This is a genomic window from Bradyrhizobium sp. UNPF46 (genome assembly GCF_006658625.1).
In the GTDB taxonomy this organism is placed as follows: Bacteria; Pseudomonadota; Alphaproteobacteria; order Rhizobiales; family Xanthobacteraceae; genus Bradyrhizobium; species Bradyrhizobium nitroreducens.
On sequence record NZ_LFJB01000044.1, the window covers coordinates 47927 to 74451 of the forward strand.

The 26525-nt window shown below is 65.7% G+C and carries 27 protein-coding genes; 15 read left to right on the forward strand and 12 right to left on the reverse strand.

The genetic code is table 11. From position 1 onward, the window contains the following. Positions 1-24 precede the first annotated feature (24 nt). The gene (locus tag UNPF46_RS18375; protein WP_246668689.1) at positions 25-1278 is read left to right on the forward strand and encodes an MFS transporter; all 1254 of its coding nucleotides are present in this window, start codon (positions 25-27) and stop codon (positions 1276-1278) included. A 12-nt stretch (positions 1279-1290) separates the two neighbouring features. Here the strand turns inward: UNPF46_RS18375 and UNPF46_RS18380 are convergent, their stop codons facing one another. Together UNPF46_RS18380 and UNPF46_RS18385 are read right to left on the reverse strand one after the other, a co-directional pair. Further along, positions 1291-1914, reverse strand: coding sequence for an HAD family hydrolase (locus tag UNPF46_RS18380; protein ID WP_246668690.1), 624 nt, complete (start codon positions 1912-1914; stop codon positions 1291-1293). A gap of 108 nt (positions 1915-2022) precedes the next feature. Beyond that, positions 2023-2244: a dodecin gene (locus UNPF46_RS18385; RefSeq protein WP_035711602.1), complete on the reverse strand. Its 222-nt coding sequence runs from the start codon at positions 2242-2244 to the stop codon at positions 2023-2025. Positions 2245-2416: 172 nt separating this feature from the next. Here UNPF46_RS18385 and UNPF46_RS18390 point away from each other — a divergent pair, with 172 nt between their 5' ends. Both UNPF46_RS18390 and UNPF46_RS18395 read left to right on the forward strand, forming a co-directional pair. Further along, the gene (locus UNPF46_RS18390; protein WP_142250935.1) at positions 2417-3298 is read left to right on the forward strand and encodes a DMT family transporter; all 882 of its coding nucleotides are present in this window, start codon (positions 2417-2419) and stop codon (positions 3296-3298) included. A 136-nt stretch (positions 3299-3434) separates the two neighbouring features. Then, the gene (locus UNPF46_RS18395; protein WP_142250936.1) at positions 3435-4436 is read left to right on the forward strand and encodes a glycoside hydrolase family 16 protein; all 1002 of its coding nucleotides are present in this window, start codon (positions 3435-3437) and stop codon (positions 4434-4436) included. A 128-nt stretch (positions 4437-4564) separates the two neighbouring features. Here UNPF46_RS18395 and UNPF46_RS18400 read toward each other — a convergent pair whose 3' ends face one another. The 6 genes from UNPF46_RS18400 to UNPF46_RS18425 all read right to left on the reverse strand — a co-directional run bounded on the left by UNPF46_RS18400 (position 4565) and on the right by UNPF46_RS18425 (position 12125). Continuing rightward, positions 4565-5122, reverse strand: a complete 558-nt coding sequence (locus UNPF46_RS18400) for an HNH endonuclease (protein ID WP_028134115.1) — start codon at positions 5120-5122, stop codon at positions 4565-4567. Positions 5123-5336: 214 nt separating this feature from the next. After that, a complete protein-coding gene (locus UNPF46_RS18405) occupies positions 5337-6314 on the reverse strand; it encodes a peptidyl-alpha-hydroxyglycine alpha-amidating lyase family protein (RefSeq protein WP_181770000.1) in 978 nt (325 codons plus the stop codon). Between the two features lie 146 nt (positions 6315-6460). Beyond that, a complete protein-coding gene (locus UNPF46_RS18410; RefSeq protein WP_142250938.1) occupies positions 6461-8224 on the reverse strand; it encodes a flavin-containing monooxygenase in 1764 nt (587 codons plus the stop codon). A gap of 157 nt (positions 8225-8381) precedes the next feature. Next, entirely contained in the window at positions 8382-9908 is a 1527-nt protein-coding gene (locus UNPF46_RS18415) for an acyl-CoA synthetase (protein ID WP_142250939.1), read from the reverse strand. 24 nt (positions 9909-9932) lie between these two features. Next, a complete protein-coding gene (locus tag UNPF46_RS18420) occupies positions 9933-11117 on the reverse strand; it encodes an ABC transporter substrate-binding protein (protein ID WP_142250940.1) in 1185 nt (394 codons plus the stop codon). A gap of 33 nt (positions 11118-11150) precedes the next feature. Further along, positions 11151-12125: an NAD(P)H-dependent flavin oxidoreductase gene (locus UNPF46_RS18425; protein ID WP_142250941.1), complete on the reverse strand. Its 975-nt coding sequence runs from the start codon at positions 12123-12125 to the stop codon at positions 11151-11153. A gap of 177 nt (positions 12126-12302) precedes the next feature. Here UNPF46_RS18425 and UNPF46_RS18430 point away from each other — a divergent pair, with 177 nt between their 5' ends. Continuing rightward, the gene (locus tag UNPF46_RS18430) at positions 12303-13190 is read left to right on the forward strand and encodes a LysR family transcriptional regulator (RefSeq protein ID WP_100177870.1); all 888 of its coding nucleotides are present in this window, start codon (positions 12303-12305) and stop codon (positions 13188-13190) included. On the opposite strand, the gene UNPF46_RS18435 is transcribed toward UNPF46_RS18430, so the two are convergent. Further along, positions 13187-13840, reverse strand: coding sequence for a DNA-3-methyladenine glycosylase family protein (locus tag UNPF46_RS18435; protein ID WP_142250942.1), 654 nt, complete (start codon positions 13838-13840; stop codon positions 13187-13189). The genes UNPF46_RS18430 and UNPF46_RS18435 overlap by 4 nt on opposite strands. Positions 13841-14016: 176 nt before the next feature. On the opposite strand from UNPF46_RS18435, the gene gluQRS reads away from it, so the two are divergent. Together gluQRS and UNPF46_RS18450 are read left to right on the forward strand one after the other, a co-directional pair. Continuing rightward, positions 14017-14889 carry a tRNA glutamyl-Q(34) synthetase GluQRS gene (gluQRS, locus tag UNPF46_RS18445; RefSeq protein WP_142250943.1) on the forward strand — a complete coding sequence of 291 codons (873 nt, stop codon included), beginning with the start codon at positions 14017-14019 and terminating at the stop codon, positions 14887-14889. 105 nt (positions 14890-14994) lie between these two features. Then, positions 14995-16254, forward strand: coding sequence for an ATP-binding protein (locus UNPF46_RS18450; RefSeq protein WP_142250944.1), 1260 nt, complete (start codon positions 14995-14997; stop codon positions 16252-16254). Here UNPF46_RS18450 and UNPF46_RS18455 read toward each other — a convergent pair. Further along, positions 16181-17074 (reverse strand): YihY/virulence factor BrkB family protein, encoded by an 894-nt coding sequence (locus UNPF46_RS18455; protein WP_100177867.1) that lies wholly within the window; start codon positions 17072-17074, stop codon positions 16181-16183. The two genes, UNPF46_RS18450 and UNPF46_RS18455, sit on opposite strands and share 74 nt — an antisense overlap. Positions 17075-17406: 332 nt before the next feature. On the opposite strand from UNPF46_RS18455, the gene UNPF46_RS18460 reads away from it, so the two are divergent. The 6 genes from UNPF46_RS18460 to UNPF46_RS18485 all read left to right on the forward strand — a co-directional run bounded on the left by UNPF46_RS18460 (position 17407) and on the right by UNPF46_RS18485 (position 21529). Beyond that, a complete protein-coding gene (locus UNPF46_RS18460) occupies positions 17407-17601 on the forward strand; it encodes a twin transmembrane helix small protein (protein ID WP_028139921.1) in 195 nt (64 codons plus the stop codon). Positions 17602-17603: 2 nt separating this feature from the next. After that, a complete protein-coding gene (locus UNPF46_RS18465; protein WP_142250945.1) occupies positions 17604-18188 on the forward strand; it encodes a cob(I)yrinic acid a,c-diamide adenosyltransferase in 585 nt (194 codons plus the stop codon). A 139-nt stretch (positions 18189-18327) separates the two neighbouring features. Further along, positions 18328-19077: an electron transfer flavoprotein subunit beta/FixA family protein gene (locus UNPF46_RS18470; protein ID WP_142250946.1), complete on the forward strand. Its 750-nt coding sequence runs from the start codon at positions 18328-18330 to the stop codon at positions 19075-19077. After that, a complete protein-coding gene (locus UNPF46_RS18475; protein WP_142250947.1) occupies positions 19077-20021 on the forward strand; it encodes an electron transfer flavoprotein subunit alpha/FixB family protein in 945 nt (314 codons plus the stop codon). The genes UNPF46_RS18470 and UNPF46_RS18475 overlap by 1 nt, the downstream gene beginning before the upstream one ends. A 208-nt stretch (positions 20022-20229) precedes the next feature. Further along, on the forward strand, positions 20230-21111 hold the full coding sequence (locus UNPF46_RS18480; RefSeq protein ID WP_142250948.1) for a 3-hydroxybutyryl-CoA dehydrogenase: 882 nt from the start codon (positions 20230-20232) through the stop codon (positions 21109-21111). 223 nt (positions 21112-21334) lie between these two features. Continuing rightward, positions 21335-21529, forward strand: coding sequence for a hypothetical protein (locus UNPF46_RS18485; protein WP_142250949.1), 195 nt, complete (start codon positions 21335-21337; stop codon positions 21527-21529). Positions 21530-21536: 7 nt separating this feature from the next. Here the strand turns inward: UNPF46_RS18485 and tlpA are convergent, their stop codons facing one another. Then, on the reverse strand, positions 21537-22202 hold the full coding sequence (gene tlpA, locus UNPF46_RS18490) for a thiol:disulfide interchange protein TlpA (RefSeq protein WP_100177863.1): 666 nt from the start codon (positions 22200-22202) through the stop codon (positions 21537-21539). Between the two features lie 101 nt (positions 22203-22303). Here tlpA and argH point away from each other — a divergent pair, with 101 nt between their 5' ends. The 3 genes from argH (at position 22304) to lysA (ending at position 25378) form a co-directional block, all read left to right on the forward strand. Further along, on the forward strand, positions 22304-23695 hold the full coding sequence (argH, locus tag UNPF46_RS18495) for an argininosuccinate lyase (protein WP_142250950.1): 1392 nt from the start codon (positions 22304-22306) through the stop codon (positions 23693-23695). 97 nt (positions 23696-23792) lie between these two features. Beyond that, on the forward strand, positions 23793-24089 hold the full coding sequence (gene lptM, locus UNPF46_RS18500) for an LPS translocon maturation chaperone LptM (protein ID WP_100177861.1): 297 nt from the start codon (positions 23793-23795) through the stop codon (positions 24087-24089). A gap of 23 nt (positions 24090-24112) precedes the next feature. Beyond that, positions 24113-25378 carry a diaminopimelate decarboxylase gene (gene lysA, locus UNPF46_RS18505; RefSeq protein WP_100177860.1) on the forward strand — a complete coding sequence of 422 codons (1266 nt, stop codon included), beginning with the start codon at positions 24113-24115 and terminating at the stop codon, positions 25376-25378. A gap of 112 nt (positions 25379-25490) precedes the next feature. Here the strand turns inward: lysA and UNPF46_RS18510 are convergent, their stop codons facing one another. Beyond that, positions 25491-26399: an NAD(P)-dependent oxidoreductase gene (locus UNPF46_RS18510; RefSeq protein WP_142250951.1), complete on the reverse strand. Its 909-nt coding sequence runs from the start codon at positions 26397-26399 to the stop codon at positions 25491-25493. Between the last annotated feature and the right edge of the window lie 126 nt (positions 26400-26525).

Genomic DNA, 26525 nt, shown 5'->3' on the forward strand with positions numbered 1-26525 from the left:
TGCCGGGAGGAAAACGGGAGCCAGATGCAGGACGCCGGTCTCACCACGGCTGAAGCGCAGCCGCTTTCGAGCCGAAGCACTGACGTCGGCGCTGATGCGCGCAGGGCACTGTGGGGATCTGCGCTGGGCTACGGCATGGATGGGTTCGATCTTCTCATCCTTGGTTTCATGCTGACGGCGATTTCGAAAGATCTTCATCTGACGCAGCCGCAGGCCGCCTCGCTGGTGACTGCAACGCTGGTCGGCGCGGTGCTCGGCGGCTTCATATTCGGCCTGTTGTCTGACCGGCTCGGGCGGGTCCGCGTCCTGACCTGGAGCATCGTTCTGTTCGCGGTCTTCACCGGACTATGCGCGTTGGCTCAGGGCTATTGGGATCTCATGATCTACCGAGCCATCGCAGGCGTCGGGCTCGGCGGCGAATTCGGCATCGGCATGGCGCTGGTCGCCGAGGCCTGGCCGTCGGACAAGCGGGCGCGAGCGACCTCTTATGTCGGTCTCGGCTGGCAATTCGGTGTGCTCACTGCGGCGCTGGTGACGCCGCTGCTCCTGCCCCTCATCGGCTGGCGCGGCATGTTCGCGCTTGGTTTGTTTCCGGCTCTCGCTGCCTATGTGATCCGACGCAGGCTGCATGAGCCGGACATCTTCCTGGCACGGAGAGGCACGACGACGGACGCCATCGCCTCGCTTCGCGCGCTGGTGGCCGACAGACAGACGGCGAAAATCAGCCTGGCGATGGTCATCCTCTGTTCGGTGCAGAATTTCGGCTATTACGGCATCATGATCTGGCTGCCGAATTATCTCTCGACGCGGTTCGGCTATGGCCTCACCCAATCGGCGATCTGGACTTCCGTCACCATTGCCGGCATGGCGCTCGGCATCTTTCTGTTTGGTCATGCGGCCGATCGCTTCGGCCGACGCCCTGCGTTCCTGGTCTACATGCTGGGCGCGGCCTTCATGGTGACGGTCTATTCGCAGTTGACCGCGGCAACGGCGCTGTTGGTCGGCGGAGCCGTGATGGGCTTCTTCGTCAACGGCATGCTCGGCGGCTATGGCGCGCTGATGAGCGAGCTCTATCCGACCGCCTCGCGGGCGACCGCGCAAAACGTGTTCTTCAATATCGGTCGCGCGGTCGCCGGTTTCGGTCCGCTGGTGGTCGGCATGATCAGCGCGTCCTACGGCTTTCCGACGGCGATCGCTGCTCTGGCGCTGCTCTACCTGCTCGATGTCGTAGCGCTGCTCGCGCTTGTCCCCGAGCGGCGCGGCGCGCAGCTTGAATGACCCGGCGTCCGCTCAGGACGCCTCGAGCAGGCCGTGCTTCGAGAGTGCCTGCCTGAGAGCTTCTGGCGTGGTGTGCTGATGTGCCAGGAGACCGGCTTCCTTCGCACCGGCGACATTCTGCGCGAGGTCGTCGATGAAGAGAACGGCCCCGGGCGCCACCTGTAGCTCGGACAGGCAGCGGCGATAGCAGTCCGGGTCCGGCTTGGCCGTCTTGAACTGGGCCGAGGTGTAGATACGGGAGCCGAACAGCGAACGCAGCTCCGGCAGCAGCATGTCGATGTGGTCGGCGACCAGCGTGGTATTGTTGGTCAGGACGGCGACATCGACGGTCTGCCGCAAGCGGGCGACAATCTCCAGCATCGCGCGGTCCGCCCGCATTGAACGGCGCCGCGCCTCCACCCACTCCGCGCGCGAGAGGGGATAGCCGATGCGTGTCCCAAAGCCTTGCAGATAGTCGGTGGCGGCGAGCGCTCCGGAATCGCCGAGCAGCTCGAATCCGCTGCCCCAGATCGCCGCGTGGACGGCCTCGCTGCTGGTCCCCGCAAGCTCTGCCAGATAGGCGACACGCGTCGGCCTGTCGTAGGTGCAGAGGACATTGTCCATGTCGAAAAGGACGAGCTTGATGGCATCGGTCACGGCGGCACTCGCGAGCGGGCCTGGTGTCCGGCCCGGTCGGACTCATATCCCGTCGGACCGCCGGCGACAAATCCGGGGTGGAGCCCGATCGCCGCGATGCGCCCGCCGTCATCCCTCCAGCGTGAAGCCGACGCGCAGCGTCACCTGGTAATGACGTACGGCACCGTTCTCGATGTGGCCGCGGGTCTGCACCACCTCGAACCATTTCATCTCGCGAACGGTCTTGGCGGCGCGGCTGATCGCGTTCTTGATCGCGTCCTCGATCGAGGTCTCGGACGATCCGACGAGGTCCAGGATCTTGTAGACGTGATCGCTCTCGGTTGCGGGCATGGGTCTTCCCCTGTTTCGATTTGCGGCCGACGACGCGTTCGCGGAACGTGCATGCGAGTGCGCCTGGCGTTGACTCTGAACGGGCAGGGCGGCCTCAGGTTCCCCGCACCGTGATGGCCCGCATGCGCCAGCCGAGGTGGAGCGGGCCGCGCCTGGCTGCTAAGCGCTGGTGATGGACCCGGCACGACGCGACAGGACGATCGGCTCTCTCTGCCTCTGCGTGACGGCCTTCGGCTGGGCGTTGAACTGGCCGCTGATGAAGCTGCTGCTCCAGCAATGGCCGCCTCTGTTCGCGCGCGGGCTTGCGGGCGTCTGCGCCTCGCTCATTCTCGGTACTCTGGTGCTGAGCCGGAAGGAGTCGTTCGCCGTTCCGCGCGAGGCCATCCCGCGGCTGGTGTTCGCGACCTTCACCAATGTCTTTGCCTGGATGGGGCTCGGCACGGTCGCGATGAAATATGTGACGGTGAGCGAAGGCGCTCTGCTCGCCTACACCATGCCGATCTGGGCGATGCTGTTCGCCTGGCCGGTGCTGCACGCGCGGCCGGGCCTGCGGGACATCTTCGGGCTCGTCCTCGGTATTGCCGGCGTCACGCTGCTCCTGAGCGGCAACGGCTTCACGTTCGGCCCCGACAAGCTGGTCGGGATCACGCTGGCGCTGCTCTGCGCCATCCTGTTCGCGCTCGGCAACGTGCTCAACCGCAAGCCGCTGCCGATGCCGCCGCTGGTCGTCGTTGCCTGGCAGGTCGGGCTCGGCTGCGGCACGATGCTGGTTCTCGGCATGCTGTTCGAGCGTCCCGACGTCACCGCGATCAGCCCGCTGGGGCTCGGCTGCTTCGTCTACATGACACTGGTGCCGATGGGCGTCTGCTACGTCACCTGGTTCGAGACACTGCGCCGTCTGCCGCCGACCACAGCCTCGACCGGCATGCTGATCGTGCCCGTGATCGGCGTGGTCTCCGCCGCGATCATTCTCGGCGAGCCGCTGGGCTGGCGCGAATGGACGGCGATGGCGCTCACGCTCGGCGGCGTGACGCTAGCCCTGCAGCGGGGATAGCCTCGCCAACCTCGAGGCGGTGGGAAAGCGGGAGAAGTGCTTTCCAAATCGCCCGCCGGCGTTGGATGCTGCGGTTGCCTGCGCGAAGACGGCTGAGCTAACCTGCGCGCATGTCGTGGCATCGTCGGGTGCGGTGATGATCGACCTTTGGACGAGGGGCGCTCTGGTTGCGATCGGCCTCGGCGTGCTGGCTGCGCCGTGCCCTGCCCGGGACGAGCTCGATGGCGCGCCGGCGAGCATGTCGCTGCAGGTCACGACCGATCCTTCCACCATCGCGTGTCGCCGGCTGGATGAGGTCAATCCGGCCTCGCTGGTGTTCCTGCCGCTGCGCCGGACGTTCAGCGAGGATTTTGACGAGCATCCGCTGTCGAGCGGCCGCTGGGTTCCGCATTATGCGGGCGGAGCGGCCTGGCCGGAGGCGCGCTATTGGGGCGGCGACGGCTCCGACTTCAAGCGCAAGACCAGCGCCAATGGCGAGCAGCAGATCTATGTCGATCCGCGCTATGCGGGGCGCGCGGCGGCGCCGCTCGGACTCGATCCGTTCAAGGTGAAGGACGGCGTGCTGTCGATCGTCGCCAGCCGCACGCCGCCGGAATTGAAACCGGTGCTGTTCAACAACGAGTACATCTCGGGCATCCTGACGACCCAGGGTACGTTCGCCCAGAAGCACGGCTACTTCGAAATTCGCGCCAAGGTGCCGGTCGGCCATGCGGTATGGCCGGCGTTCTGGATGCTGGCGGACGACGGCGGCTGGCCGCCGGAGGTCGACGTGCTGGAAGGCCGCGGCGAGCGGCCGGGCGATCTCGTGATGACGACGCATTGGCGGATTCCCGCGACCCAGAAGATCCAGTCCTGCGGCTTCGATTTCGCGGTCGGCGACGCCTCCAGCGCATTCCACAATTACGGTGTGCTGTGGCAGGAGGACCGCCTGGTCTATTTCATCGACCGCAAGCCGGTGTCCGACATCGAGGTGCCGATCGGCTTCGACGATCCCATGTACATGATCGTCAATCTCGCGATCGGATCGAAGTTCTTTCCCGGCGTCAGTCAGGTCGACGCGGAATCGCCAACGAGCGTCGCATTCGAGATCGACCGCATTTCCGTCTATCAGATCGAAATGGAGCAGGCGCGGAGATAGCGATGTCGGCCGATGTCTCGCGGCGCTGTTTTACAGGGCTCGCGAGTCTTTGGACGGCCTGGGTTGAGTGCGGTGTCCTCTCGCGATGTGATATCAAGCAACGCGATCGAGGGCGCCGGCTTCGACTCCTACGGATCCAGCTCCGTATCCCAGTAAAGATAGTCGAGCCAGCTGTCGTGCAGGTAGTTCGGCGGAAACAGCCGGCCGTTGCGGTGCAGCTGGTGCACGGTCGGGGCAAACGCGTTCTGGCGCGGAAACATCTTGGCCTGTGCCGGCGTCAGATTGCCCTTGCGCAGGTTACAGGGCGAGCATGCCGCGACCACGTTCTCCCAGGTGGTCTGGCCGCCTTTGCTGCGCGGGATGATGTGATCGAAGGTGAGGTCTTCGGGCGAGCCGCAATATTGGCAGGCGAAACGATCGCGCAGGAAGACGTTGAACCGGGTGAAGGCCGGATGGGTGGTCGGCTTAACGAAGGATTTGAGCGAGACGACGCTCGGCAACTGCATCTGCAGCGTGGGACTGTGGACCGCCTGATCGTAGTGGGCGACGATGTTGACGCGGTCGAGGAACACCGCCTTGATCGCGTCCTGCCACGACCAGAGAGACAGCGGGTAGTAACTCAGCGGCCGGAAGTCCGCATTCAGCACCAACACCGGCCAACTGCCTTGCGAGACATGTGCGTTCAAGTAACGCTCCCGGCCTCCAATATACGCTGCGAAGCAGCATGTCCTGACATACTACATGCAGCGTGACGGGATTGTGAAGCCCGTTGAGCGACTTATTCAGGCGCATGCAATGCGGCGCCGGGGTGGCAAAAGCGCTCAAAAAGCCGCGATCCCGCTCAGGGCAGACCGGCGGCGGGGAACCGTCAGCCCCGTTCGTCGCACGTTGCCGTGACTGCTACTCCCGTACCCGCTCCAGCTTCTGCAAGCACCTGCTGGCGCGCACGACGGCCGGCATCTCCTCGTCCGGAAAGCTCGTCTTCCAGTCGGTGACGCCGACCTCGCCGACATAGATGTCGCCCTTCGAGTCCAGCGCGATGCCGTGCGGTGCCAGGAATTTTCCGCTCGCAACACCCGGTCCGTCCTCGCCGCCGAGCCGCGCGACGCGTTTGCCCTTGGCGTCCACGATCGACAGCCGCGGCCCGAGATTGGGCACCTTGCGATTGACGGCCAGGCCGGGGCCGAGCTCGCCGATCACGAAGGTCGGACTCTTGGCCCCGCCGCAGCAGCACAGCGCGCAAGGGCGGTGCAGATTATTCCACTGCGTCTCGTACGCGCCTTCGCCATTGAACACCTGGACGCGATGGTTCTCGCGGTCGGCGACATAGACCCAGCCGTCGGCGTCGGTGGCGATATTGTGCACGATGTTGAACTGGCCGGGATCTGTGCCGGGCTCGCCCCAGCTCTTGATCAACCTGCCGTCGGGGGTGAACTTGTGCACGCGCGCATTGCCATAGCCGTCGGAGACGTAGATCTCGCCCTTCGGCGACAGGGCGGTATGGGTGCAGCGGTGGAACGGTTCCCCGCTCATGAACGGCGCAGGCTTGGCAGGGATGCCGATGGTCAGCAGCACCTTGCCGTCGGTGGTGCATTTGCGCACTGTGTGGTCGCCGTCATCGGTGCAATAGAGATTGTCGTCGGCATCGATGTGCAGGCCGTGCGCGCGCGAGAACAGGCCTTCACCAAAGCTGCGCAGGAAATTGCCCTCGCGGTCCAGCACCACCATCGGATGGGCGCCGCGGTTGAAGACGTAGACGCGGTCCTTGCTGTCGACCGCGACCGAGGCGACGTCGCTGAGCTGCCAGCCGTCGGGCAGTTTCGCGAAATTGTCGACGACGCGATAGCGGTGCTCGCCGCTGCCGAGAATGGCTGGCATGGGTCTCTCCTCATTGTCATTCCGGGGCATGCGAAGCGTGAACCCGGAATCCATTGTACGGCATCTCTTGCGGATAGATGGATTCTCAGATGCGCAATTGCGCATCATAGCTCGCGCTGACGCGCGCCCCGGAATGACGTTTGTGGTTATGCCCCGCCCAAAATCCCTTCCTCGATCGCCTTGATCTGCAGCGCGAGATATTTCGAGTTGATGCGGCACTGCGCGAGGCTGCCGGCGATGAACCACAGGCCGGGCTGTTTCGTGCGCGCATACATGTTGCGCAGCTCAAACCCGTCGCCAAAGCCCCAGATCGGGCCGACGCGGTCGGCGACGGCATCGCCGTACAGCTTTCGCACCAGATATTCCTGCGGCTTGTAGCCGGTCGAGAGCACGATGAGGTCGGCCGCAATGGTCGAGCCGTCCTTCATCCGCGCGCCGTCAGCGACAAAGCTCTCGATGTCGTCGAACTGCCTAAGCTTGACCTTGCCCTCGACGATCAAATTGGAGCAGCCGACGTTGAAATAATAGCCGCCGCCGCGGGTGAGATACTTGAATTGCCACCCTGTGCCGTCCTCGCCGAAGTCGAGCTTGAAGCCGACGCGCGCGAGGCCGTCGAGCAGATCCTTGTCGAGCTGCTTCGACTGCTCCGTCAGCATCACATGCGTCTTCTTCGCCAGCGGCGTCGGCATCGAGGCGGCGATCAGGTCGTTGTCCTCGAGCGTGCCTTCATTGTAGGTGGCATAAGCGAGCTGCGCCGACGGCTCGATATTGGTGACGAGCGTGGGCGAACGCTGCACCAGCGTCACCTCGGCGCCGCTGGAATAGAGATCCTGCGCGATATCGTGCCCGCTGTTGCCGGTGCCGATGACGATCGCGCGCTTGCCGGTCCAGTTCTCGCCGTCCTCGTAGCGGCTGGAATGCAGCAGCGTACCCCTAAAATTTTCGAGCGTCGGAATGTCCGGAATGTTGGCAATGCCGCTGACGCCGGTCGCCATGATCACGTGGTGCGGATGCATGGTCCGCGTGCTGCCGTCGGCGCGGCGCAGCGTCACCGTCCAGTGACCTCTGGCCTCGTCATAGCTGCCGCCTTCGAACTCGGTGCCGGTCCAGAAATTCAGCTCCATGGCGTCGACATAGGCCTCGAGCCAGTTGGCGAGCTTGTCCTTGGGAATGTAGGTCGGCCAGTTCGGCGGAAACGGCATGTAGGGCAGGTGATTGACCTGCACCTGGTTGTGCAATGTCAGCGCGTGGTAGCGCTTGCGCCAGTTGTCGCCGACCCGCGTCTCGCGATCGACGATCAGCGTGTCGACCTGCAACTGCTTCAGCCGCGCTGCGATCGCGAGCCCGGCCTGGCCGCCGCCGACCACCAGCACGGCCGGATCGCGGTCGGCGTAGTCGCGCGAGGCGTTGCGCAGATCGAGCCAGTTCGGCCCGCGGAAATCGCGCGAGTAAGCCTGGCCGCGCGGGCGCGAGGTGCCGAGCTGCTCCTCGAAGCCCTTCAATTCGTCGAGCGCGGTGAGCAGCGTCCATGCCTTGAGGCGGTCGCCGTCGGTGCTGTCAGGTACGAGCCTGATGATGCCGCTGCCGCGCCCGATCGCGGTTTCGAAATTGAAGATGGCTTCGATGCTGCTGGTGCCGGCACGCGTCACTTTGCGGGGCTGCGCGCGGTTGGGGGCGATCTCGAACCTGGCCGGTGCCGCCTTGGGCGCGAGCGCCGCCAGCGCTGGCGCAATCGCTTCGCGGCCCGCGAGCGTTTGCAGGTTCCAGCTCAGCGCCAGCACATCGCGCCAGAAGCTGTCGGCGACGAAGAGGGCGGCCAGCGCGGGGGGATCGCTCTTGCCCAGCGTGTGCTCGAACGCGTCGAGCCAGCTCTGCGCGGCGACGGAAATATCCTTCGTCCTGTCCAGCATGCGCGACCTCGTGGCCGTTCTTCGCGGCGTTTCCTCTGGTCGAAGCTATACGGTTTCGCTAGCCGCCAAAAGCCGATGACCCGAGCAATGCCGGCATATGGCCCTGCTCGGACGGTATATGCCGGCGATGCTTCAGCGAGGGGGCGGCGGCGGGCGGCTAAGGCCCAGCCGCCCTCTGGTCCGCCCAATAGGGATCGCGCAGCTTGCGCTTGAAGATCTTTCCGGTCGCCTCGCGGGGCAGCGCATCCAGGAACCGGATCTCCTTCGGTACCTTGAAATTGGCCAGCCGGTCACGCAGCCAGGCTTGCACGGCACTGGCGGAGAGCTGGGTGCCGGTGTCGGGCTCGATGCAGGCGCACAGCCGCTCGCCGTATTCCGGGTCGGGGATGCCGAACACGGCGCAGTCGCGGACGCCGGGCATCGCGATCAGAACGTTCTCGATCTCGGCGGGATAGATGTTGACGCCGCCCGAGATCACCATGTCGCGCTTGCGGTCGCACAGGAACAGATAGCCCTCCTCGTCGAGATAGCCGACGTCGCCGACGCTGACGAGGCCGTCGCGCCCCGCCTCGGCCCGCGCCTGCGCCTTGCCGTGATAGTCGAAATCGGGCACCGCGGTCTGGCGCATGTAGATTTCGCCGACCTCGCCAGCGCCGCAGAGGCTGCCGTCATCGCGAAAAATCTTGACGATGCCGCCTTCGATGGCGCGGCCCACCGTGCCAGGCTTCTTCAGCGCTTCCTCGGCGGAGTGCCACACCGGGATTCCGGTCTCGGTCGAGCCGAAATACTCGTTGATGACAGGTCCCCACCACTCGATCATGGCCCGCTTGATCTCGGGCGGGCAGGGTGCGGCGCCATGCACGACAAAGCGCAGCGACGACAGATCGTAGCGTTGTCTGACGGCCTCGGGCAGCCGCAACAGCCGCACGAACATGGTCGGCACCATGTGGATATGCGTCACGCGGTGGCGCTCGATCAGCGCCAGCAGCTCCTCGGCGTCGAAGCGCGGCTGAAGGACGATGGTGCAGCCGTTGCGGAAGGCCATCATGCCGTAGGAGTGCGGCGCCGAGTGATACATCGGCCCGTTGATCAGCACGACCTGGCCCTCGCGCGGCTTGATGCCATAGGCGATCGCGCCGACGCGCTCGGAGGCGGCCGCCTGTTCGGGCTGCATCGGCATGCGCCGCACGCCCTTGGGCATGCCCGTGGTCCCCGAGGTGTAGATCATCGCCGCCGCCCGGCGCGGCGGCTCCTGCATTTCCGGATGACCGTCGCGCCAGCGGTCCCAATCGGCCAGTCCCGCGGCAACCCCGGTCAGCTCGGGCGGAATCGCGAAGGTCGCCGCCAGTTCGGGCGGCGTTGCCACGACGAGCAGGCTGACATCCTCCGGAACGCCGCTGCGAATTTGCGGTAGCAGATCGGCGTGGCAGACCAGGATCTTCGCGCCGCTGTCGATCAGGATGTAGCGGACCTCCTCGGCCTTCAGGTGCCAGTTGATCGGCACCACGGGGCTGCCGAGTGCGGCCGAGGCTGCGACCACCTCGAACAAGGCGAAATCGTTGCGCAGCATCATGGCGACCGGCGCGCCTTCGGCAAGGCCGAGGGTGCGAAGCCCGCTCGCCGCGCGTTTGATGCGCGCCTGGATCCCGTCATAGCCGATCCGGCGCTCGCCGCTGATGATCATGGTCTGTCCTTGTTCCGCTCGAGGCTAGCGATCGTCCAGCACGTCGCCGAAGCCGACCCAGCTCTTGCCGTTGAAGCGCCGGAGCTGAAGCTGCTGGAACGGCAGATAGTCGTCGGGGCCGGTCGTAACCGACATTCCCGGCAGCAGCAGCGGCAGCTTCACCTCGTTCAGCGAGGCGGCCTGACGCATGATATTGTCGCGGCTGACATCGTCCTTGCACGCCTTCAGCACCGTCATCAGCAGCGTCGCGTAATGGTAGCCGGCCGCGTAGTTGGAGTTGGAAAGGTCGGCGTTCGGCATGTATTGCTTCATGAAGGCGAAATACTCCTTCACGCCGGGATCGCTGGCCCATTGCGGGTCCATCGTGTCCTTCTGGTTGCTCGACGAGATCAGGCCGACGGCGTTGTCGAGCCCCGCCGGCTCGAGGAACGAGATCGACGAGGCCGAGGTCGGCACGAAGAACAGCTCGGGCTTCCAGCCGATCTCGGCCACGCCCTTGATCATCTGCGAGGTGAACTTGCCGAGCACGACGCCGAACAGCACGTCGGCGCCCGACGCCTTCAGGGTCGAGAGCTGCGAGCTGATGGTCGGCGCGCTGGTCTCGTAGGTCGCTTCCGCGACGATCATGCCCGCGGCCTTGGCGCCGAGCGCGCGTTTGAAGCCGGCGACATAGTCGCGGCCGAAATCGTCGTTCTGGGACAGGATGGCGATCTTCGCCTCGGGCTTGGTCCGCAGCACGTGCTTGGCATAGACCACGCCCTCGGATTCATAGGCGGCCATGCCGGGCATGGTCCACGGATATTTCTGCGGGTCGGCCCATTTGGTCGCGCCCGAGAGCACGAACAATTGCGGCACCTTCTTGCTGTTCAAATAGCGCTGCACGGCACTGTTGGTGGCGGTGCCGAGCGAGCCGAACATCATCAGCACCTCGTCCTGCTCGACCAGCTTGCGGGTCTGCTCGACCGTCTTCGGCGGCGAATAGGCGTCGTCCAGCGTGATGAACTTGACCTTGCGGCCGTTGATGCCGCCTTCGGCATTGACCTTCTCGAAGAAGGCCTCCTGCGTCCGGCCGATTGCGCCGAAGCCGGAGGCCGGGCCGCTATAGGGCAGGGTCTGTCCGATCCGGATCTCGTCCGTGCCTTCGGCGTGAGCGCCACCGCCGGCGAGCGCCAGCAGGGACAGGCCGATCACTGTGGCTGCCAGCTTCATGATGTCCTCCTGTTTTTCTTTCAGTCTGAACCGTCAGGCGCTGGCGCGCATCAGGAATTCCTGCCGGGCCTGATCGAATTCACGCTTCATGCGGTCGACGAGCTCGGCGACCGGAGGGACATCGGTGATCTGGCCGATGCCCTGGCCCGATCCCCAGATGTCGCGCCATGCTTTCGATTTCATGTTGCCGCCGGAGCCGAAATTCATCTTCGATTTGTCGGCGACCGGGAGATTGTCCGGGTCCAGCCCTGCGGCGGCGATCGAGGGGCCGAGATAGTTGCCGTGCACGCCGGTGAACAGGTTGCTGTAGACGATGTCGTGCGCGGCGTGCTGCGTCAGCGCGGACTTGTAGGCTTCCTCGGCATTGGCTTCCTGCGTCGCGATGAAGCGCGTGCCCATGTAGGCGAGATCGGCGCCCAGCGTCAGCGCCGAGGCGATGCCAAAACCGTCGCTGATCGCACCGGACAGCAGAATGGCACCGTCGAACCATTGCTTGACCTCGCGCACCAGCGCGAAGGGAGACAGCGTGCCGGCGTGTCCGCCGGCACCGGCGCAGACCAGGATCAGGCCGTCGACGCCCTGCTCGGCGGCTTTCCGCGCGTGCTTGACGTTGATGACGTCGTGGAACACCAGCCCGCCATAGGAATGCGCGGCTTCGACGATCTCCGCCGGCGGACGCAGCGAGGTGATGATGATGGGCGCCTTGTGCTTCACGCAGGTCTCCATGTCCTTCATCAGCCGGTCATTGGAGGCATGACAGATCTGGTTGACGGCGTAGGGGGCGACCTTCTTGCCGGGATTGAGCGATTTGTATTCGCCGAGCTCGTCCTCGATGCGGCTCAGCCACTCGTCCAGCTTCTCGACCGGACGGGCATTGAGCGCGGGAAAGGAGCCGACCACGCCCGCCTTGCACTGGGCGATCACCAGCTCCGGCCCGGAGACGATGAACAGGGGCGAGCCGACGACGGGCAGCGCGAGCGAATTCTTCAAGGGAGTGGGCAGCGCCATCATGTCCTCCTGAAACGCGGCTCCGCCGGCAGGCGGATGACGAGGCGTTTCCTGGTGATTGTCGCGCGGGCGGATCGCCGCCCGTGTTGCGGATTTGATTGCACTATAAGGTTGGACGGCGCGTCCATGCCGTTCAATAATGAACGGATGATCATTCAGACATGAACGGGGCGGCCGATGGACTGGGACCTTTGCAAGACCTTCGTCGCGGTCGCCGAAACCGGCAGCTTCACCGCCGCTGCACGCCGGCTGCACACCAGCCATCCCACCGTCAGCCGCAAGATCGCGGCGCTGGAAGCCCAGCTCGGCACCCGATTGGTGGCGCGCGCCGCCGACGGCCTGGCGCTGACCGCGGATGGCAGAACCTTGCGCGAGCACGCCGAGGCCATGGCGGCAGCGGCGCTACGGGCGGAGACCGCGGTGGCGGCGAAAGGACACAAGGCGCGCGGCATCGTCAAGCTGTCGATCGGCGCGACGCTGGCCTCGCATTGGCTGATGCCGCGTCTGCCCGCCTTCCTGCGTGCGCACGATCATATCCAGCTCGAGATCATCACCCATCCGTTTCCGGCGAGCGTGCGCCGGCGCGAGGCGGACGTGGTGCTGCGGCCGTTCGACAGCGGCGAGGAGAACCTGGTCGGCCGCAAGATCGGCCGTCTCGGCACGGGCTTCTATGCCTCTCGCGATTATGCCGCCGGGCGGCCCCTGCCTGAACGGCGCGGCGATTGGAAGGAGCACAGCGTCATCGGCTTCGCCGATCAGACGTCCAATGCGCAGCTTGCGCGCTGGAGCGACGTCGTCACGCGGCAGGCAAGGGTGGCGATGCGTTGCTCGTCGCAGGGGGATATGTTGGCGGCGGTCCGCGCCGGCATCGGAATCTCCGCGCTGTCGTGCTTCGTCGCCGAAGCCTATTCCGATCTCGTGCGCGTCGCCCCGCAGAAGCTCGCCAGCGTCGCGGATCTCTGGCTGCTGGCCCATCCCGACCTCGTCGAGCTCCCGGCGGTGCGCGCGGTGGTCGACTTCGTCGCCGAATGCGCCCGGGCCGACCGCGCGAGGCTGCGGGGCTAGACCGATCCCGCGAGCACGCCCTCGCGCTTCTTCACCGCGCGATAATAGCTCCACCACAAATGCGCGGCCGCGCCGCGCAGCGGACGCCAGGGTTCGGCGAGCGGCGCCATCTGCTTCTCCGTCGGCCGTGCCTTGAGGCCGAGGCCGATCCTGATGGCCTCCTGCACGGCGAGGTCGCCGGCCGGCCAGGCATCGCCATGGCCAAGGCAGAACAGCAGATAGACGTCGGCGGTCCAGGGCCCGATGCCGGGCAATGCGATCAGCGTGTGGTGCGCGGCGTCGGCATCCTCCTCCGCGAGCACGTCGAGGTTCAGCCGCTGCGCGCCGATCTCGCGCGCGAGATGCTTCAGCGTCTTGATCTTGGCGGCCGAAAGTCCGAGCCGCCCCAGCCGGTCGGTGCGGGCGCGGCGCACGGCGTCGTGGTCGAACGGATCGAAGGCCGCCGACAGCCGTCCCCAGATCGCCGCGGCGCTCGCGGTCGACAGCTGCTGCCCGCAGACGATGTGGGCAAGCCCGGCGAAACCCGGCTCCCGCCGCCGCAGCGCCGGCATGCCCGCGATCTCGAGCACGGGCTTGAGGCGCGGATCGCGCTTGATCAGCGCGTGGACGGCCTCTTCGAGGTCGGATTGGGCTTCGAGGTGAATGGTCATCGTGTTCCAGACTCGTCATGCGCGGGCTTGACCCGCGCATCTATTATCCTACTCCGTCATTCCGGGGCGATGCGAAGCATCGAACCCGGAATCTCGAGATTCCGGGTTCGGTCCTGCGGACCGCCCCGGAATGACAGCCGTGGCGGCCAAACCCGGCCATGACGAGATTCATGTCGATGGGACCACCCGTTTTCCGATTCGCTCCCAGCCCCAACGGCCACCTGCATCTTGGCCACGCCTATTCCGCACTGCTGAACTTCCAGCGGGCGCGCGAGACCGGCGGGCGATTGCTGCTGCGGATCGAGGACATCGACGCGACGCGGTGCCGGCCGGAGTTCGAGGCGGCGATCTACGAGGATCTCGCCTGGCTCGGGATTGAATGGGAGACGCCGGTGCGGCGGCAGTCGGAGCATCTCGCCGATTATCGCGCCGCGCTGGACAAGCTGTCGGCGCTCGGCCTCGTCTATCCCGCCTTCGAAAGCCGCGCCGAGATCGCAAGGCTCGTTGCCGCGCGGAAGGCGGATGGCCCGTGGCCGCGCGATCCCGACGGCGCGCCGCTCTATCCCGGCGATGCGAAGTCGCTCTCAGCTTCCGAGCGCGACCGGCTCATCGCGTCGGGCGCGCCTTACGCGTTGCGGCTCGACATGGCGGCCGCCTGTCAGCGGGCCGACGGTCTGGCGTGGAACGAGCTCGGCGAGGGCCCCGGCGGCGAGTGCGGCGTCGTCCCGGCGCGGCCCGAGGCGTGGGGCGATGTGATCCTCGCCCGCAAGGAGACACCGACCAGCTATCATCTGTCCGTCGTCGTCGACGACGCGCTCCAGGGCGTCAGCGAGATCGTACGGGGCCAGGACCTGTTTCACGCAACCTCGGTGCACCGCCTGTTGCAGGTCCTGCTCGGCTTGCCCGAACCCGCCTACCGCCATCACCGGCTGATTTGCGACGGCGAGGGGCGAAAACTGTCGAAATCGAGCGGCTCGACCGGTCTGTGTGCCTTGCGTGCGGCCGGCACAACGCCTGCCGGCATCCGCCAGCAGGTGGGATTAGGTTAAGTTTCTCTGGGGGTTAGCGAAACGTCGCCGTGACTCCGGGTATTTCGCCGTGCCATGCTCGGCAAACAGCCCGGGGGTCCGAAGGGGATACTTCGAAGGGGATTCATGGCGGCGAAGAAGCGCCCAGCGCGCACCACGCGGACGTCGAGGCGACCGCCTCGGAAGCGGTCCGGGGAGGCCGGACAGGTGCGCAAGCGCAGCACCAGGACGGACGCGCCCGACGTGGTCCAGGCGGCGCTCGCCGCCTTTGCCCATGAGGTCCGCACCCCCCTGACCGGCATTCTCGCGATCAGCGACCTGCTCGCGACCTCCGATCTCGGCGAACGTGAACGGCGCTGGGCCGACACCATCAAGGCCGGTGCCGAGCATCTGGCGAGCCTCGCCACGCTGTTCGTGGATGCCGCCAGAACCGGCGGCAAGGGCGGCAGCACGCTGCGGCAGGATCTGTTCGACCTCAGGACGCTCGCCCGCAGCGCCGGCGATTCGCTCGCCGGGCGTGCCGCGGCCAAGGGCCTTCAGGCCCAGGTCGAGATCTCCGCAAGGCTGCCGGGCCTCGTGGTCGGCGATCCCGTCCGCCTGCGCGCCGCGCTCGAGAACCTGATCGACAATGCCGTGAAGTTCACCGACCAGGGCGGCGTGGCGCTCGCGGTGACGCCCTGGCGTCCGGCCAAGGGCAAGACCAATACCAAGGGCAGGGCCGGCGTTGCCTTCGCGGTGTCCGACAGCGGCATCGGCCTGACCATGGCCGAGATCAAGCGGCTGTTCCGCCCGTTCACCCAGGCCAATGTCACGATCGCCTCGCGCTTCGGCGGCGCCGGGCTCGGGTTGTCCTCGGTGAAGCAATTGGCGCGGGCGATGGGGGGCGACATCACGGTCGCGCCGCGGCGTGGCGGCGGCGCCACCTTCACGTTGACGGTATCGCTGGACGCGACGGGGCCGGCCAAGTCCCGCAAGTCGAAGGGCGACGCCGAGCCCGATGCGGTCGCCGCGCTCCGCGTGCTGAGTGTCGAGGACAATCCGTTCGGCCGCGTCGTTCTGAACACGATTCTGACCGAGCTCGGCCATCATGCCGAGTTCATCGGGCGCGGCGAGGACGCCGTCGGCCGGCTGGCGCAGGGTGCATTCGACGCGGTGCTGATGGACATGGTGCTGCCGGGCATCGACGGCGTCGAGGCCATCCGGCGGATCCGCACCATGGAGGCGCCGCTGGCCCGGATCCCGATCATCGGGGTATCCGGCCGCGGCGAGGACGAGGCCGCCTCGCGCGAGGCCGGCGCCGATGCCTTCCTGGTCAAGCCTGTGTCTCCTCGGGCGCTAGCGACTGCGCTGCTTGAAGCGACACGCCGTGAGGAAGCCGCGACTTGATGATCGCGGCATTGAGCTCGCCGCCGTAAACGAAGATCGCGGCGATGAAGTAAAGAAACACCAGCGCGATGATCACCGAGGCGAGCCCCGCATACATGGTCACGTAGTTGTTGGCGAAGCGCGCCAGATATTGTCCGAACACGATGCCCGATATCAGCGACGCCACGATGGTGAAGACGATGCCGGGCAGGATCTGGAAGAAGCCGCGCCGCCCTGCCGGCAGCCAGGCATGCAGGATCAGCAGCGCCACCACCAGCGCGCCGACGGTGATGCCGTAACGCAGCCAGGTGAGGATGCTCTCGTTGGATTCGACGAACAGCGGAATGTGGGCACGCGCGGCCTCGATGATCAGCGGGCCGAGCACGATCAGGAACGCCATGGCGAGCGCGGTGAAGGCCGCGACCAGCGTGTAGCCGATCGATTCCAGCCGCAGCCAGTACCAGCGCCGCATCTCCACCACCGCATAGGCACGGTTGAGCGCAACCCGCAGCGCCTCGACGCCGTTGGAGGCGAAATAGACCGACAGCGCAGCGCCGATCGTCAGCACGCCGGTGCGGGTCGTGGTCAAGACGTCGTGGACCTCGCCCGAGATCGAATCGGCCACCTGCTTGGGCCAGATCTGCAGCATCAGGCTGGCGGCCTGGTCGGCGAGTTCCTTGGAGCCGAAGAAGCCGGCGAGCGAGGTCAGCACGATCAGGAACGGGAACAGCGCCATTAGCGTCGACAGCGCGATGTGGCTCGCAATCGCCCAGCCGTCGTCGGCGAGGAACGTATAGAACGCATCCATCACCACGACGTAGATGTAGCGGACGGCTTTCACGGCTGGCCCTGTACTGCTCCCTTTCGCCTCTTGGGGGGAGAGACGGAGAAGGCTTGCGATAGACGCAAATCGGAAATCATCCAGCCAGCTTCTGATATTATTGGCCTAAAAGCCAGATCGCCAACCAATCCAGTCGTCATTCCGGGGCGATGTGACGGGACCGCGCAAAGCGCGACCCGGTGCATCGAGCCCGGAATCCATTTCACCGCGCGTGACGCTGCTTGATGGATTCCGGGCTCGCGCCACCGGGCCGCATTGCGGACCCGTTGGCGCGCCCCGGAATGACGGGTGGGGAGATGGCGGACCGGCGCGCGCGGTGTTATCACCCCCCAATGGCATCTCTCCTGACTACTTTCATCCTGCCGGCGGCCGCCGGTGCAGTCGCCTTGGTGCTGCTGCTCGGTCTCATCAACATGATGCGCGGCGGCTCGCCCAATACCTCGCAGAAGCTGATGCGCTGGCGCGTGCTGCTTCAATTCGTGGCGATCGTCATCGCGATGCTCGCGGTCTGGGCGATGGGGCGCTGATCATGGTCGTACTCAATCGCATCTACACGAAGACCGGTGACGACGGCACGACGGCGCTCGGAACCGGCGAGCGGCGTCCGAAATACGATCTGCGTATCGAAGCCTATGGCACCGTCGACGAGACCAACGCCGCGATCGGCGTGGTCAGGCTCCATACCGGCGACGTGCCCGAGCTCGACGCGATGCTCGGCCGCATCCAGAACGATCTGTTCGACCTCGGCGCCGATCTTGCGGTGCCCGAGCGCGAGGGCAAGGAAACTAGGAAGGCGGAGCGGTTGCGGGTGGTGGCGAGCCAGGTCGAGCGGCTCGAGCGCGACATCGATGCGCTGAACGACAAGCTCCAGCCGCTCACCTCCTTCGTGCTGCCCGGCGGCACGCCGGCCGCAGCCCATCTGCACGTGGCTCGCACGATATGCCGCAGGGCGGAACGGGTGATCGTGGAACTGGCAGCCCGGCCGGGCGAGCCGGTCAGCGCGGCTGGCATTCAATATATGAACCGCCTGTCGGACTTCCTGTTTGTGGCCAGCCGAGCCGCCAACGGTAATGGCGCTGGCGACGTGCTCTGGGTTCCGGGCCAGAACCGCTGACCCATCGAGCCCACCCGCGGGCCTTGCGCATTTCAGAAGGCCAAAATTAGGCCCGCTCGCGCGTTGACCGGGGCAGATCGGGCCTTTAGGTTCCGCGCCAGTTGATAACCCCCCTCCCAAATTGAGTGAAAGAGGATCGATGAAGGTCTTAGTGCCGGTAAAGCGGGTGGTCGATTACAACGTCAAGGTCCGCGTCAAGGGCGATGGATCGGGCGTTGAACTCGCCAACGTCAAGATGTCGATGAACCCGTTCGACGAAATCGCGGTCGAGGAAGCGCTGCGTCTGAAGGAAGCCGGCAAGGCGACCGAGGTCGTGGTGGTCTCCATTGGACCGGCGCAGGCGTCGGAGACGATCCGCACGGGTCTTGCCATGGGCGCCGATCGCGGCATCCTGGTGAAGGCCGAGGGCGCGGTCGAGCCGCTCGCGGTCGCCAAGATCCTGAAGAAGGTCGCCGACGAAGAGCAGCCGGGCCTCATCATTCTCGGCAAGCAGGCGATCGACGACGACTCAAACCAGACCGGCCAGATGCTGGCCGCGCTGCTCGGCTGGTCGCAGGCGACGTTCGCCTCGAAGCTCGAGGTCGAAGGGGCCGACTTCAAGGTGACCCGCGAAGTCGATGGCGGCCTGCAGACCGTCAAGCTCAAGGGACCGGCGATCGTCACCACCGATCTCCGTCTCAACGAGCCGCGCTATGCCTCGTTGCCGAACATCATGAAGGCGAAGAAGAAGCCGATCGCGGAGAAGACCGTCGCCGATTACGGCGTCGACATCGCTGCGCGCCTCGAGGTTCTCAAGACCACTGAACCGGCGGGCCGCAAGGCCGGCGTCAAGGTCAAGGACGTCGCCGAGCTGGTGTCGAAACTCAAGAACGAAGCCGGGGTGCTCTGATGACGACGCTTCTGATTGCCGAACACGACAATGCGTCGCTCAAGGATGCGACCAACAAGGCCCTGACCGCAGCAGCCGCGCTCGGCGCGGATATCGAGGTGCTGGTCGCCGGCCAGAACGCCAAGGCTGCCGCCGATGCCGCTGCCAAGCTTGCCGGCGTCAAGAAGGTGCTGCTCGCCGACGGCGACCTCTACGCGCACGATCTCGCCGAGCCGCTGGCCGCGCTGATCGTCTCGCTAGCGTCGGGCTATGACGCGATCGTCGCGCCCGCGACCTCGCGCTTCAAGAACGTGATGCCGCGTGTCGCCGCCCTGCTCGACGTCATGCAGGTCTCGGAGATCACCAAGGTGGTCGCCCCCGACACCTATGAGCGGCCGATCTATGCCGGCAATGCGATCCAGACCGTGAAGTCCAAGGACGCCAAGAAGGTCATCACGGTGCGCACCTCGACCTTCGCCGCCGCTGGTGAAGGCGGCAGCGCAGCTGTCGAGAGCGTTTCGGCCGCCGCCGATCCGGGCCTGTCGACCTTTGTCGGCGAGGAGGTCGCCAAGAGCGACCGCCCCGAGCTGACCTCGGCCAAGATCATCGTCTCCGGTGGCCGCGCCATGCAGAGCCGCGAGAACTTTGCCAAGTACATCGAGCCGCTCGCAGACAAGCTCGGCGCCGGCGTCGGTGCCTCGCGCGCCGCGGTGGACGCCGGCTATGCGCCGAACGACTGGCAGGTCGGCCAGACCGGCAAGGTCGTGGCGCCGGAGCTTTATGTCGCCGTCGGCATTTCCGGCGCCATCCAGCATCTGGCCGGCATGAAGGACTCCAAGGTGATCGTCGCGATTAACAAGGACGAGGACGCGCCGATCTTCCAGGTTGCCGATTATGGCCTGGTCGCCGACCTCTACCAGGCGGTTCCGGAGCTGACGACCGAACTCGGCAAGCTCGGCAAGTAAAAGACGTCGAAAACACCGGCCGGAGGGATAAACTCCGGCCGGTGTTTCATTTCTGAGGCGTTTTCTTTGGCGTGGGGCACGCCGGGGAAGCGATCCAATCTAGGTTTCGAGCCCGGGTTCTGATTAAATCAAGCTTCTGATCAAATCAGACCTCCCGGCTCGGAGGATAGACAGGCGCGATATGCGCGCCGTTCCGGTGGATGACATTATGGCGGCAGTGATCAAGAAGGTCGGCGTGATCGGCGCGGGTCAGATGGGCAATGGCATCGCGCATGTCGCGGCGCTGGCTGGCTTCGACGTGGTGCTCAACGACGTCTCGGCCGAGCGCCTCAAGTCGGGCATGGCGACCATCAACGGCAATCTGGCGCGCCAGGTCTCCAAGAAGGCCGTCACCGAGGACGACAAGGCCAAGGCGATGGCGCGCATCACGCCCGCCGAAAAGCTCGACGATCTCGCCGATTGCGACCTCGTGATCGAGACCGCGGTCGAGAAGGAAGAGGTCAAGCGCAAGATCTTCCACGAGCTCTGCGCGGTGCTGAAGCCGGAGGCGATCGTCGCCTCCGACACGTCCTCGATCTCGATCACGCGCCTTGCCGCCGCCACCGATCGGCCCGAGCGTTTCATCGGCATTCACTTCATGAATCCGGTGCCGTTGATGGAGCTGGTGGAGCTGATCCGCGGCATCGCCACCGACGATTCCACCTTCGAGGCGTCCAAGGAATTCGTCGGCAAGCTCGGCAAGCAGGTCGCGGTCTCCGAGGATTTCCCGGCCTTCATCGTCAACCGCATCCTGCTGCCGATGATCAACGAGGCGATCTACACGCTGTATGAAGGCGTCGGCAACGTCGAGGCGATCGACGCGGCGATGAAGCTCGGCGCGCACCATCCGATGGGTCCGCTGGAGCTTGCCGATTTCATCGGCCTCGATACCTGCCTCTCCATCATGCAGGTGCTGCACGAGGGCCTTGCCGACTCCAAGTATCGCCCGTGCCCGCTGCTGGTGAAATACGTCGAGGCCGGCTGGCTTGGCCGCAAGACCCAGCGCGGCTTCTACGATTACCGCGGCGCCAAGCCGGTTCCGACAAGGTAAGGCAGTCTCATGCCCCGGACGCTGCGCAGCGCGTTAGCGATGCGCTGCAGAGCCGGGGCCCAGAGGCGGCGTGCACGCTGATGGATGGTCCCGGCTCGGCGTCGCGTCATTGCATGCCGCGCCGCGTCCGGGACACGGCCAGGGCCCACTTTACGCACTCGTGACAATTCATGTCGCGTTAACCCCTCGCGCCTAGGCTGCGGCCAGTACGAGGGTTCGCGTAATGGACATGATGGCGATGGTCAGCACCATGCTGGCCGCTCAGCAAGGCGCGCTGCAGTCGAATATTGCGGCGACGCTCAGCAAGCAGAACGCGGATATGGAGAAATCCACCGTCCTGACGCTGCTCGGCGCCGGTCAGCCCTCGCTCGCTAATGTCGGCCCCGGTGTCGGCGGCAACCTCAACGTCACCGCCTGATCTTCCCTCAAAGCGACGCGGCGGCCTTGCCGGTCGCGGCCCGGAGCAGCTTCAGCGCGTCCTCGCTGGCCCACTCCGCCGGCCCCGCAATCGTCGCGATCTCGCAGCCCTGCGGATCGACCAGCACCGAAGTGGGCATGCCCAAGGCCCGGCCTATGGCCTTAAGATCCTGAAAAACCTTGGCTTTCGGGTCGCTAAAATAGCTGAGTCGGGCCAGATTGGCTTCCTTCAGGAAGTTTTTCGGCTTCTCGGCGTCGCGGGTGTCGATATTGATCGCGACCACCTCGAAATTCGGCCCCGACAGCTTGCCCTGGAGCTCGTCCAGCGCGGGCATCTCCTTGCGGCAGGGCACGCACCAGGTCGCCCAGAGGTTCACCAGCAGCGTCTTGCCGCGGAAATCGGACAGCTTCTTCGGCTTGCCGTCGGCGTCCTCGAAGGCGAGGTCGGGCAGCTTCAGGGGGGCGCTCGCCATGGTCAGCGCTGCCAGCTCGCCGTGGGCGAGGGGGGCGATTTTCTGGGCCGTCGCCACCGCCGGCTTGCAGGTCGGATCGCCGCCAGGCGACCGGCTGAGGCCCAGCCCGTAAAGGGCGGCGAAGCCGGCCAGGCCGCCGATCGCCACTGTGGCGATGACGAGGGGGACCCGGCGCGTGGCGGAAGGCTTCTTGTCGAGCATATCGTTTGTCATCCGGTCGCAGATATGGCTATCAGGGGCCTCTTAGTACGGCTCGCAGTGGCCGGCAAACGTGCGGCAAATCAAGGCGTGAGCAGGGGATCATGAGCAACAAGATGTGGGGCGGCCGTTTCTCGGAACGTCCCGACGAGATCATGGAAGAGATCAACGTCTCCATCGACGTCGATCGTCACCTGTTCGCCCAGGACATTGCCGCGTCCAAGGCCCACGCTGCGATGCTCGCCAGCCAAGGCATCATCACGGGCTCTGATGCGAAAAATATCGGCAAGGGTCTAGACACGATTTTGTCAGAGATCGGCAAGGGCGGCTTCGAATTCAAGCGCGCGCTCGAGGACATCCATATGAATGTCGAGAGCCGCCTGTCCGAGCTGATCGGCCCGGCCGCCGGCCGCCTGCACACCGCGCGCTCGCGCAACGACCAGGTTGCGACCGACTTCCGTCTCTATGTTCGCGACGTTCTCGACGAGACCGATGCCGCGCTTGCCGCGTTCCAGGCGGCGCTGGTCAATCGCGCGCTCGAACATGCCGCAACCGTCATGCCCGGCTTCACCCATCTGCAGACCGCACAGCCCGTGACCTTCGGCCATCATCTGCTCGCCTATGTCGAGATGGCCGCGCGCGATCGCGGCCGCTTCCAGGACGCGCGCAAGCGGCTGAACGAATCGCCGCTCGGCGCCGCCGCGCTGGCCGGCACCTCGTTCCCGATCGACCGCCACGCCACCGCGAAGGCGCTTGGTTTCGACCGTCCGATGGCGAACTCGCTCGACGCCGTCTCCGATCGCGACTTCGTGCTGGAGACGCTGTCGGCAGCCTCGATCTGCGCCGTGCACATGTCGCGCTTCGCCGAGGAGATCGTGATCTGGACCTCGCCGCTGGTCGGTCTGATCCGGCTCAGCGACAAGTTCACGACCGGCTCCTCGATCATGCCGCAGAAGCGCAATCCGGACGCTGCCGAGCTCGTGCGCGCCAAGACCGGCCGCGTCATCGGCGCGCTCAACGGTCTGTTGATCGTGATGAAGGGCCTGCCGCTCGCCTATCAAAAGGACATGCAGGAGGACAAGCAGGGCGCGATGGAAGGCTTTGCCGCGCTGTCGCTCGCGATCCGCGCCATGACCGGCATGGTCCGCGACCTCGAGCCTGACGAAGCCAGGATGAAAGCGGCTGCCGGCGAGGGTTATGCCACCGCGACCGATCTCGCCGACTGGCTGGTGCGGACGCTGAAGATGCCGTTCCGCGAGGCCCATCACGTCACCGGCCGCATCGTCGCCAAGGCCGCCGAGGGCGGTGTGGCGCTGCACGAGCTGCCGCTTGGGGAGATGCAGGCGATCGAGCCGAAGATCACCAAGGACGTGTTCGGCGTGCTCTCGGTCGAATCGTCGGTGAAGAGCCGCACCAGCTTCGGCGGCACCGCGCCGAAGAACGTGGCGTCCCAGGCCAAGGCCTGGGCGAAGCGGCTGGAAAAAGAGCGGAAATAGGGCTGAGGGCAAAATTTCGCTGATGTTTCATGGTCATCCGGCTCTCGCCAGAGCGCGCCAATCTCTGTATGGTGCGGCCCGTAGTGGGGATTTCGTCGTGACGTCAAAGTTTCGCCCGGCCGGTTCGGGATGGGCCATCATTGTCTTGAGCCTGACGGCGCTCGCGCTGGCCGGCTGCGGCCGCAAGGGTCCGCTGGATCTGCCGCCGACCGCCTCCAACGCGCCTACGGCCAACGTTGCTGCTCCAACCGACACCGAGAGCGCAGCCCAGAAGTCGTCGAGCATGTTCAATCCCACCTCATCGGGTGCGGATGCCGCGCCGGCGGCGGCCAAGGGCCGGAAGAAACCGTTTATTCTCGACCCGCTCCTGGACGAACCGCCCGGCAAGAAATAAGCCGGGGCAACCGAGCCTAAGCCATGAATCATTTCGATTATCGCAACGGCGTGCTGCACGCCGAGGCGGTGAACCTGTCCGAGCTGGCCGCGACCGTCGGCACGCCGTTCTACTGCTATTCGACCGCGACGCTGGAGCGGCACTATCGCGTCTTCACCGAGGCCTTCGCCGGCGAAAAGGTGCTGGTCTGCTACGCCATGAAGGCGAACTCCAACCAGTCGGTGCTGCGCACGCTGGCCAAGCTCGGGGCCGGCGCCGACGTGGTCTCGGGCGGTGAGTTGAAGCGCGCGCTGGCCGCCGGCATTCCGCCAAACAAGATTCTGTTCTCCGGCGTTGGCAAGACCGAAACCGAGCTGCGCGCCGCGCTCGCCGCCGACATCCTCTGCCTCAACGTCGAATCCGAGCCGGAGCTCGAGCTGCTGTCGCGGCTTGCGACCGAGATGGGCAAGACCGCGCGCATCTCGCTGCGCGTCAATCCCGACGTCGACGCCGGCACTCACGCAAAAATCTCGACCGGCAAGTCCGAGAACAAGTTCGGCATCCCGATCGTGCATGCCCGTGAGGTCTACGCGCGCGCCGCGAAACTCCCGGGCATCGAGGTAACCGGCACCGACGTGCATATCGGCAGCCAGATCACCGACCTCTCCGGCATGGAGACGGCGTTCCGCATCCTCTCCGAATTCGTGCAGACGCTGCGGGCCGACGGCCACAATATCAGCCACGTCGATTTCGGCGGCGGCCTCGGCATTCCCTATTACATGGACCGCGAGGCGCCGCCGGCGCCGGCCGCCTATGCCGCCATGGTCAAGCGCGTCAGCCACAATCTCGGCTGCACGCTGATGTTCGAACCGGGCCGCATGATCGTCGGCAATGCCGGCATCCTGGTTGCCAAGGTGATCTATGTGAAGCACGGCGACGGCAAGAATTTCGTCATCATCGACGCCGCGATGAACGACCTCATTCGCCCGACGCTCTACGAGGCGCATCACGACATCCTGCCGGTGAAGCAGCCTGCCAAGGGCGCCGCCACCATCATGGCCGACGTTGTCGGCCCGGTCTGCGAGACCGGCGACTATCTGGCACTCGACCGCACGCTGCCGACGCCCGCGCCCGGCGATCTCATCGCCATCATGACCGCAGGTGCCTACGGCGCGGTGCAGGCCGGCACCTACAACACAAGGCCGCTGGTGCCGGAGGTGCTGGTGAAGGACGATCAATACGCCGTGGTACGCCCGCGCATCGAGGTCGAGCAGCTGATTGCGATGGATAAGCCCGCGCCGTGGCTGTGAGCCATTGACCGTAGCCCGGATGGAGCGCAGCGAAATCCGGGGTCTCGTCCAGCGGCAACAATCCCGGATTACGCTGCGCTCCATCCGGGCTACTGAAGCGGTTGCTGGACGGCTACTTCCCCACCAATCCGCCCTTCGCGCCGCCCACCACGACGCCCGCCTTCTTCTCGATCGGCTTGATAGCCGCGGTGAAATCCGACTCCGCGCCTTCCGCGCTGATGACCGTTTCCCACAGCCGCCCGACCGCGTCGGCGACCTCCATCGACAGGCCGAGCTGCTTCATCTCCTCCAGCGCGAGCCGGACGTCCTTCACCATCAGTCCCGTGGCGAAGCCAAAATCGAAGCTGCGCGGCAGCACCGCGCGCGGAAACTTGTCGCGGCTCGCGGTGTTCATGCCGGAGCCGGCATTGATGACGTCGATCATCACGGCGGGATCGAGCCCGGCCTTGACGCCCATCACCACCGCTTCGGACGTCGCCACGATCGCGGTCGCCGACAGGAAATTGTTGGCGAGCTTCATGGTCTGGGCCGCACCGGGCTTCTCGCCGATGAAGAACACTTTTCCGATCACGTCGAGCGCCGGCTTGAGCAGCTCGAACTCGGACCTGGGCCCGGACACCATCACCGCCAGCGTGCCCTTCTCGGCGCCGCCGACACCGCCGGAGACGGGGCAGTCGATCTGCACGATGTTGCGCTTGGCGAGCAGGCCGTGAATCTTCACGGCCATCGCCGAGCCGACGGTGGAGAGGTCGACGAAGCGCTTGGCACGCTTGCCCTCGATCACGCCGTTCGTGCCGGTGGCAACTTCGAGCGAGGCCTGCAGCGAGGGCAGGCTCGCCATCACGGTCTCGACCTGGTCGGCGACGTCCTTCGGCGATGTCGCGACTGTGGCGCCGAGCGCCGCGAGCCTGTCAGCGACCTCCTTGCGGGTGTCGAACACGACGAGCCTGTGTCCTGCCTCGATCAGCCGCCTCGCCATCGGGAAACCCATGTTTCCGAGGCCGATGAATCCGATGTCCATGGTGTTTCCTTTTGTTTGTTGTTGTTGCGTCATCCTCGCTGTCGTCCCGGACAAGCGCGCCCAAAGCGCGCGCCGATCCGGCAACTGTTATGTTGACGGTGCGACCTTATAGATTTTTCGGTCGCG

Excerpts from the sequence above, each read along its gene's own strand:
- UNPF46_RS18375 (WP_246668689.1), top strand. The coding sequence starts at position 25 with ATGCAGGACGCCGGTCTCACCACGGCTGAAGCGCAGCCGCTTTCGAGC.
- UNPF46_RS18385 (WP_035711602.1), bottom strand. The coding sequence starts at position 2,244 with ATGCCCGCAACCGAGAGCGATCACGTCTACAAGATCCTGGACCTCGTC.
- UNPF46_RS18390 (WP_142250935.1), top strand. The coding sequence starts at position 2,417 with ATGGACCCGGCACGACGCGACAGGACGATCGGCTCTCTCTGCCTCTGC.
- UNPF46_RS18395 (WP_142250936.1), top strand. The coding sequence starts at position 3,435 with ATGATCGACCTTTGGACGAGGGGCGCTCTGGTTGCGATCGGCCTCGGC.
- UNPF46_RS18405 (WP_181770000.1), bottom strand. The coding sequence starts at position 6,314 with ATGCCAGCCATTCTCGGCAGCGGCGAGCACCGCTATCGCGTCGTCGAC.
- UNPF46_RS18410 (WP_142250938.1), bottom strand. The coding sequence starts at position 8,224 with ATGCTGGACAGGACGAAGGATATTTCCGTCGCCGCGCAGAGCTGGCTC.
- UNPF46_RS18415 (WP_142250939.1), bottom strand. The coding sequence starts at position 9,908 with ATGATCATCAGCGGCGAGCGCCGGATCGGCTATGACGGGATCCAGGCG.
- UNPF46_RS18420 (WP_142250940.1), bottom strand. The coding sequence starts at position 11,117 with ATGAAGCTGGCAGCCACAGTGATCGGCCTGTCCCTGCTGGCGCTCGCC.
- UNPF46_RS18425 (WP_142250941.1), bottom strand. The coding sequence starts at position 12,125 with ATGGCGCTGCCCACTCCCTTGAAGAATTCGCTCGCGCTGCCCGTCGTC.
- UNPF46_RS18430 (WP_100177870.1), top strand. The coding sequence starts at position 12,303 with ATGGACTGGGACCTTTGCAAGACCTTCGTCGCGGTCGCCGAAACCGGC.
- UNPF46_RS18435 (WP_142250942.1), bottom strand. The coding sequence starts at position 13,840 with ATGACCATTCACCTCGAAGCCCAATCCGACCTCGAAGAGGCCGTCCAC.
- gluQRS (WP_142250943.1), top strand. The coding sequence starts at position 14,017 with ATGGGACCACCCGTTTTCCGATTCGCTCCCAGCCCCAACGGCCACCTG.
- UNPF46_RS18450 (WP_142250944.1), top strand. The coding sequence starts at position 14,995 with ATGGCGGCGAAGAAGCGCCCAGCGCGCACCACGCGGACGTCGAGGCGA.
- UNPF46_RS18460 (WP_028139921.1), top strand. The coding sequence starts at position 17,407 with ATGGCATCTCTCCTGACTACTTTCATCCTGCCGGCGGCCGCCGGTGCA.
- UNPF46_RS18465 (WP_142250945.1), top strand. The coding sequence starts at position 17,604 with ATGGTCGTACTCAATCGCATCTACACGAAGACCGGTGACGACGGCACG.
- UNPF46_RS18470 (WP_142250946.1), top strand. The coding sequence starts at position 18,328 with ATGAAGGTCTTAGTGCCGGTAAAGCGGGTGGTCGATTACAACGTCAAG.
- UNPF46_RS18475 (WP_142250947.1), top strand. The coding sequence starts at position 19,077 with ATGACGACGCTTCTGATTGCCGAACACGACAATGCGTCGCTCAAGGAT.
- UNPF46_RS18480 (WP_142250948.1), top strand. The coding sequence starts at position 20,230 with ATGGCGGCAGTGATCAAGAAGGTCGGCGTGATCGGCGCGGGTCAGATG.
- UNPF46_RS18485 (WP_142250949.1), top strand. The coding sequence starts at position 21,335 with ATGGACATGATGGCGATGGTCAGCACCATGCTGGCCGCTCAGCAAGGC.
- tlpA (WP_100177863.1), bottom strand. The coding sequence starts at position 22,202 with ATGCTCGACAAGAAGCCTTCCGCCACGCGCCGGGTCCCCCTCGTCATC.
- argH (WP_142250950.1), top strand. The coding sequence starts at position 22,304 with ATGAGCAACAAGATGTGGGGCGGCCGTTTCTCGGAACGTCCCGACGAG.
- lysA (WP_100177860.1), top strand. The coding sequence starts at position 24,113 with ATGAATCATTTCGATTATCGCAACGGCGTGCTGCACGCCGAGGCGGTG.
- UNPF46_RS18510 (WP_142250951.1), bottom strand. The coding sequence starts at position 26,399 with ATGGACATCGGATTCATCGGCCTCGGAAACATGGGTTTCCCGATGGCG.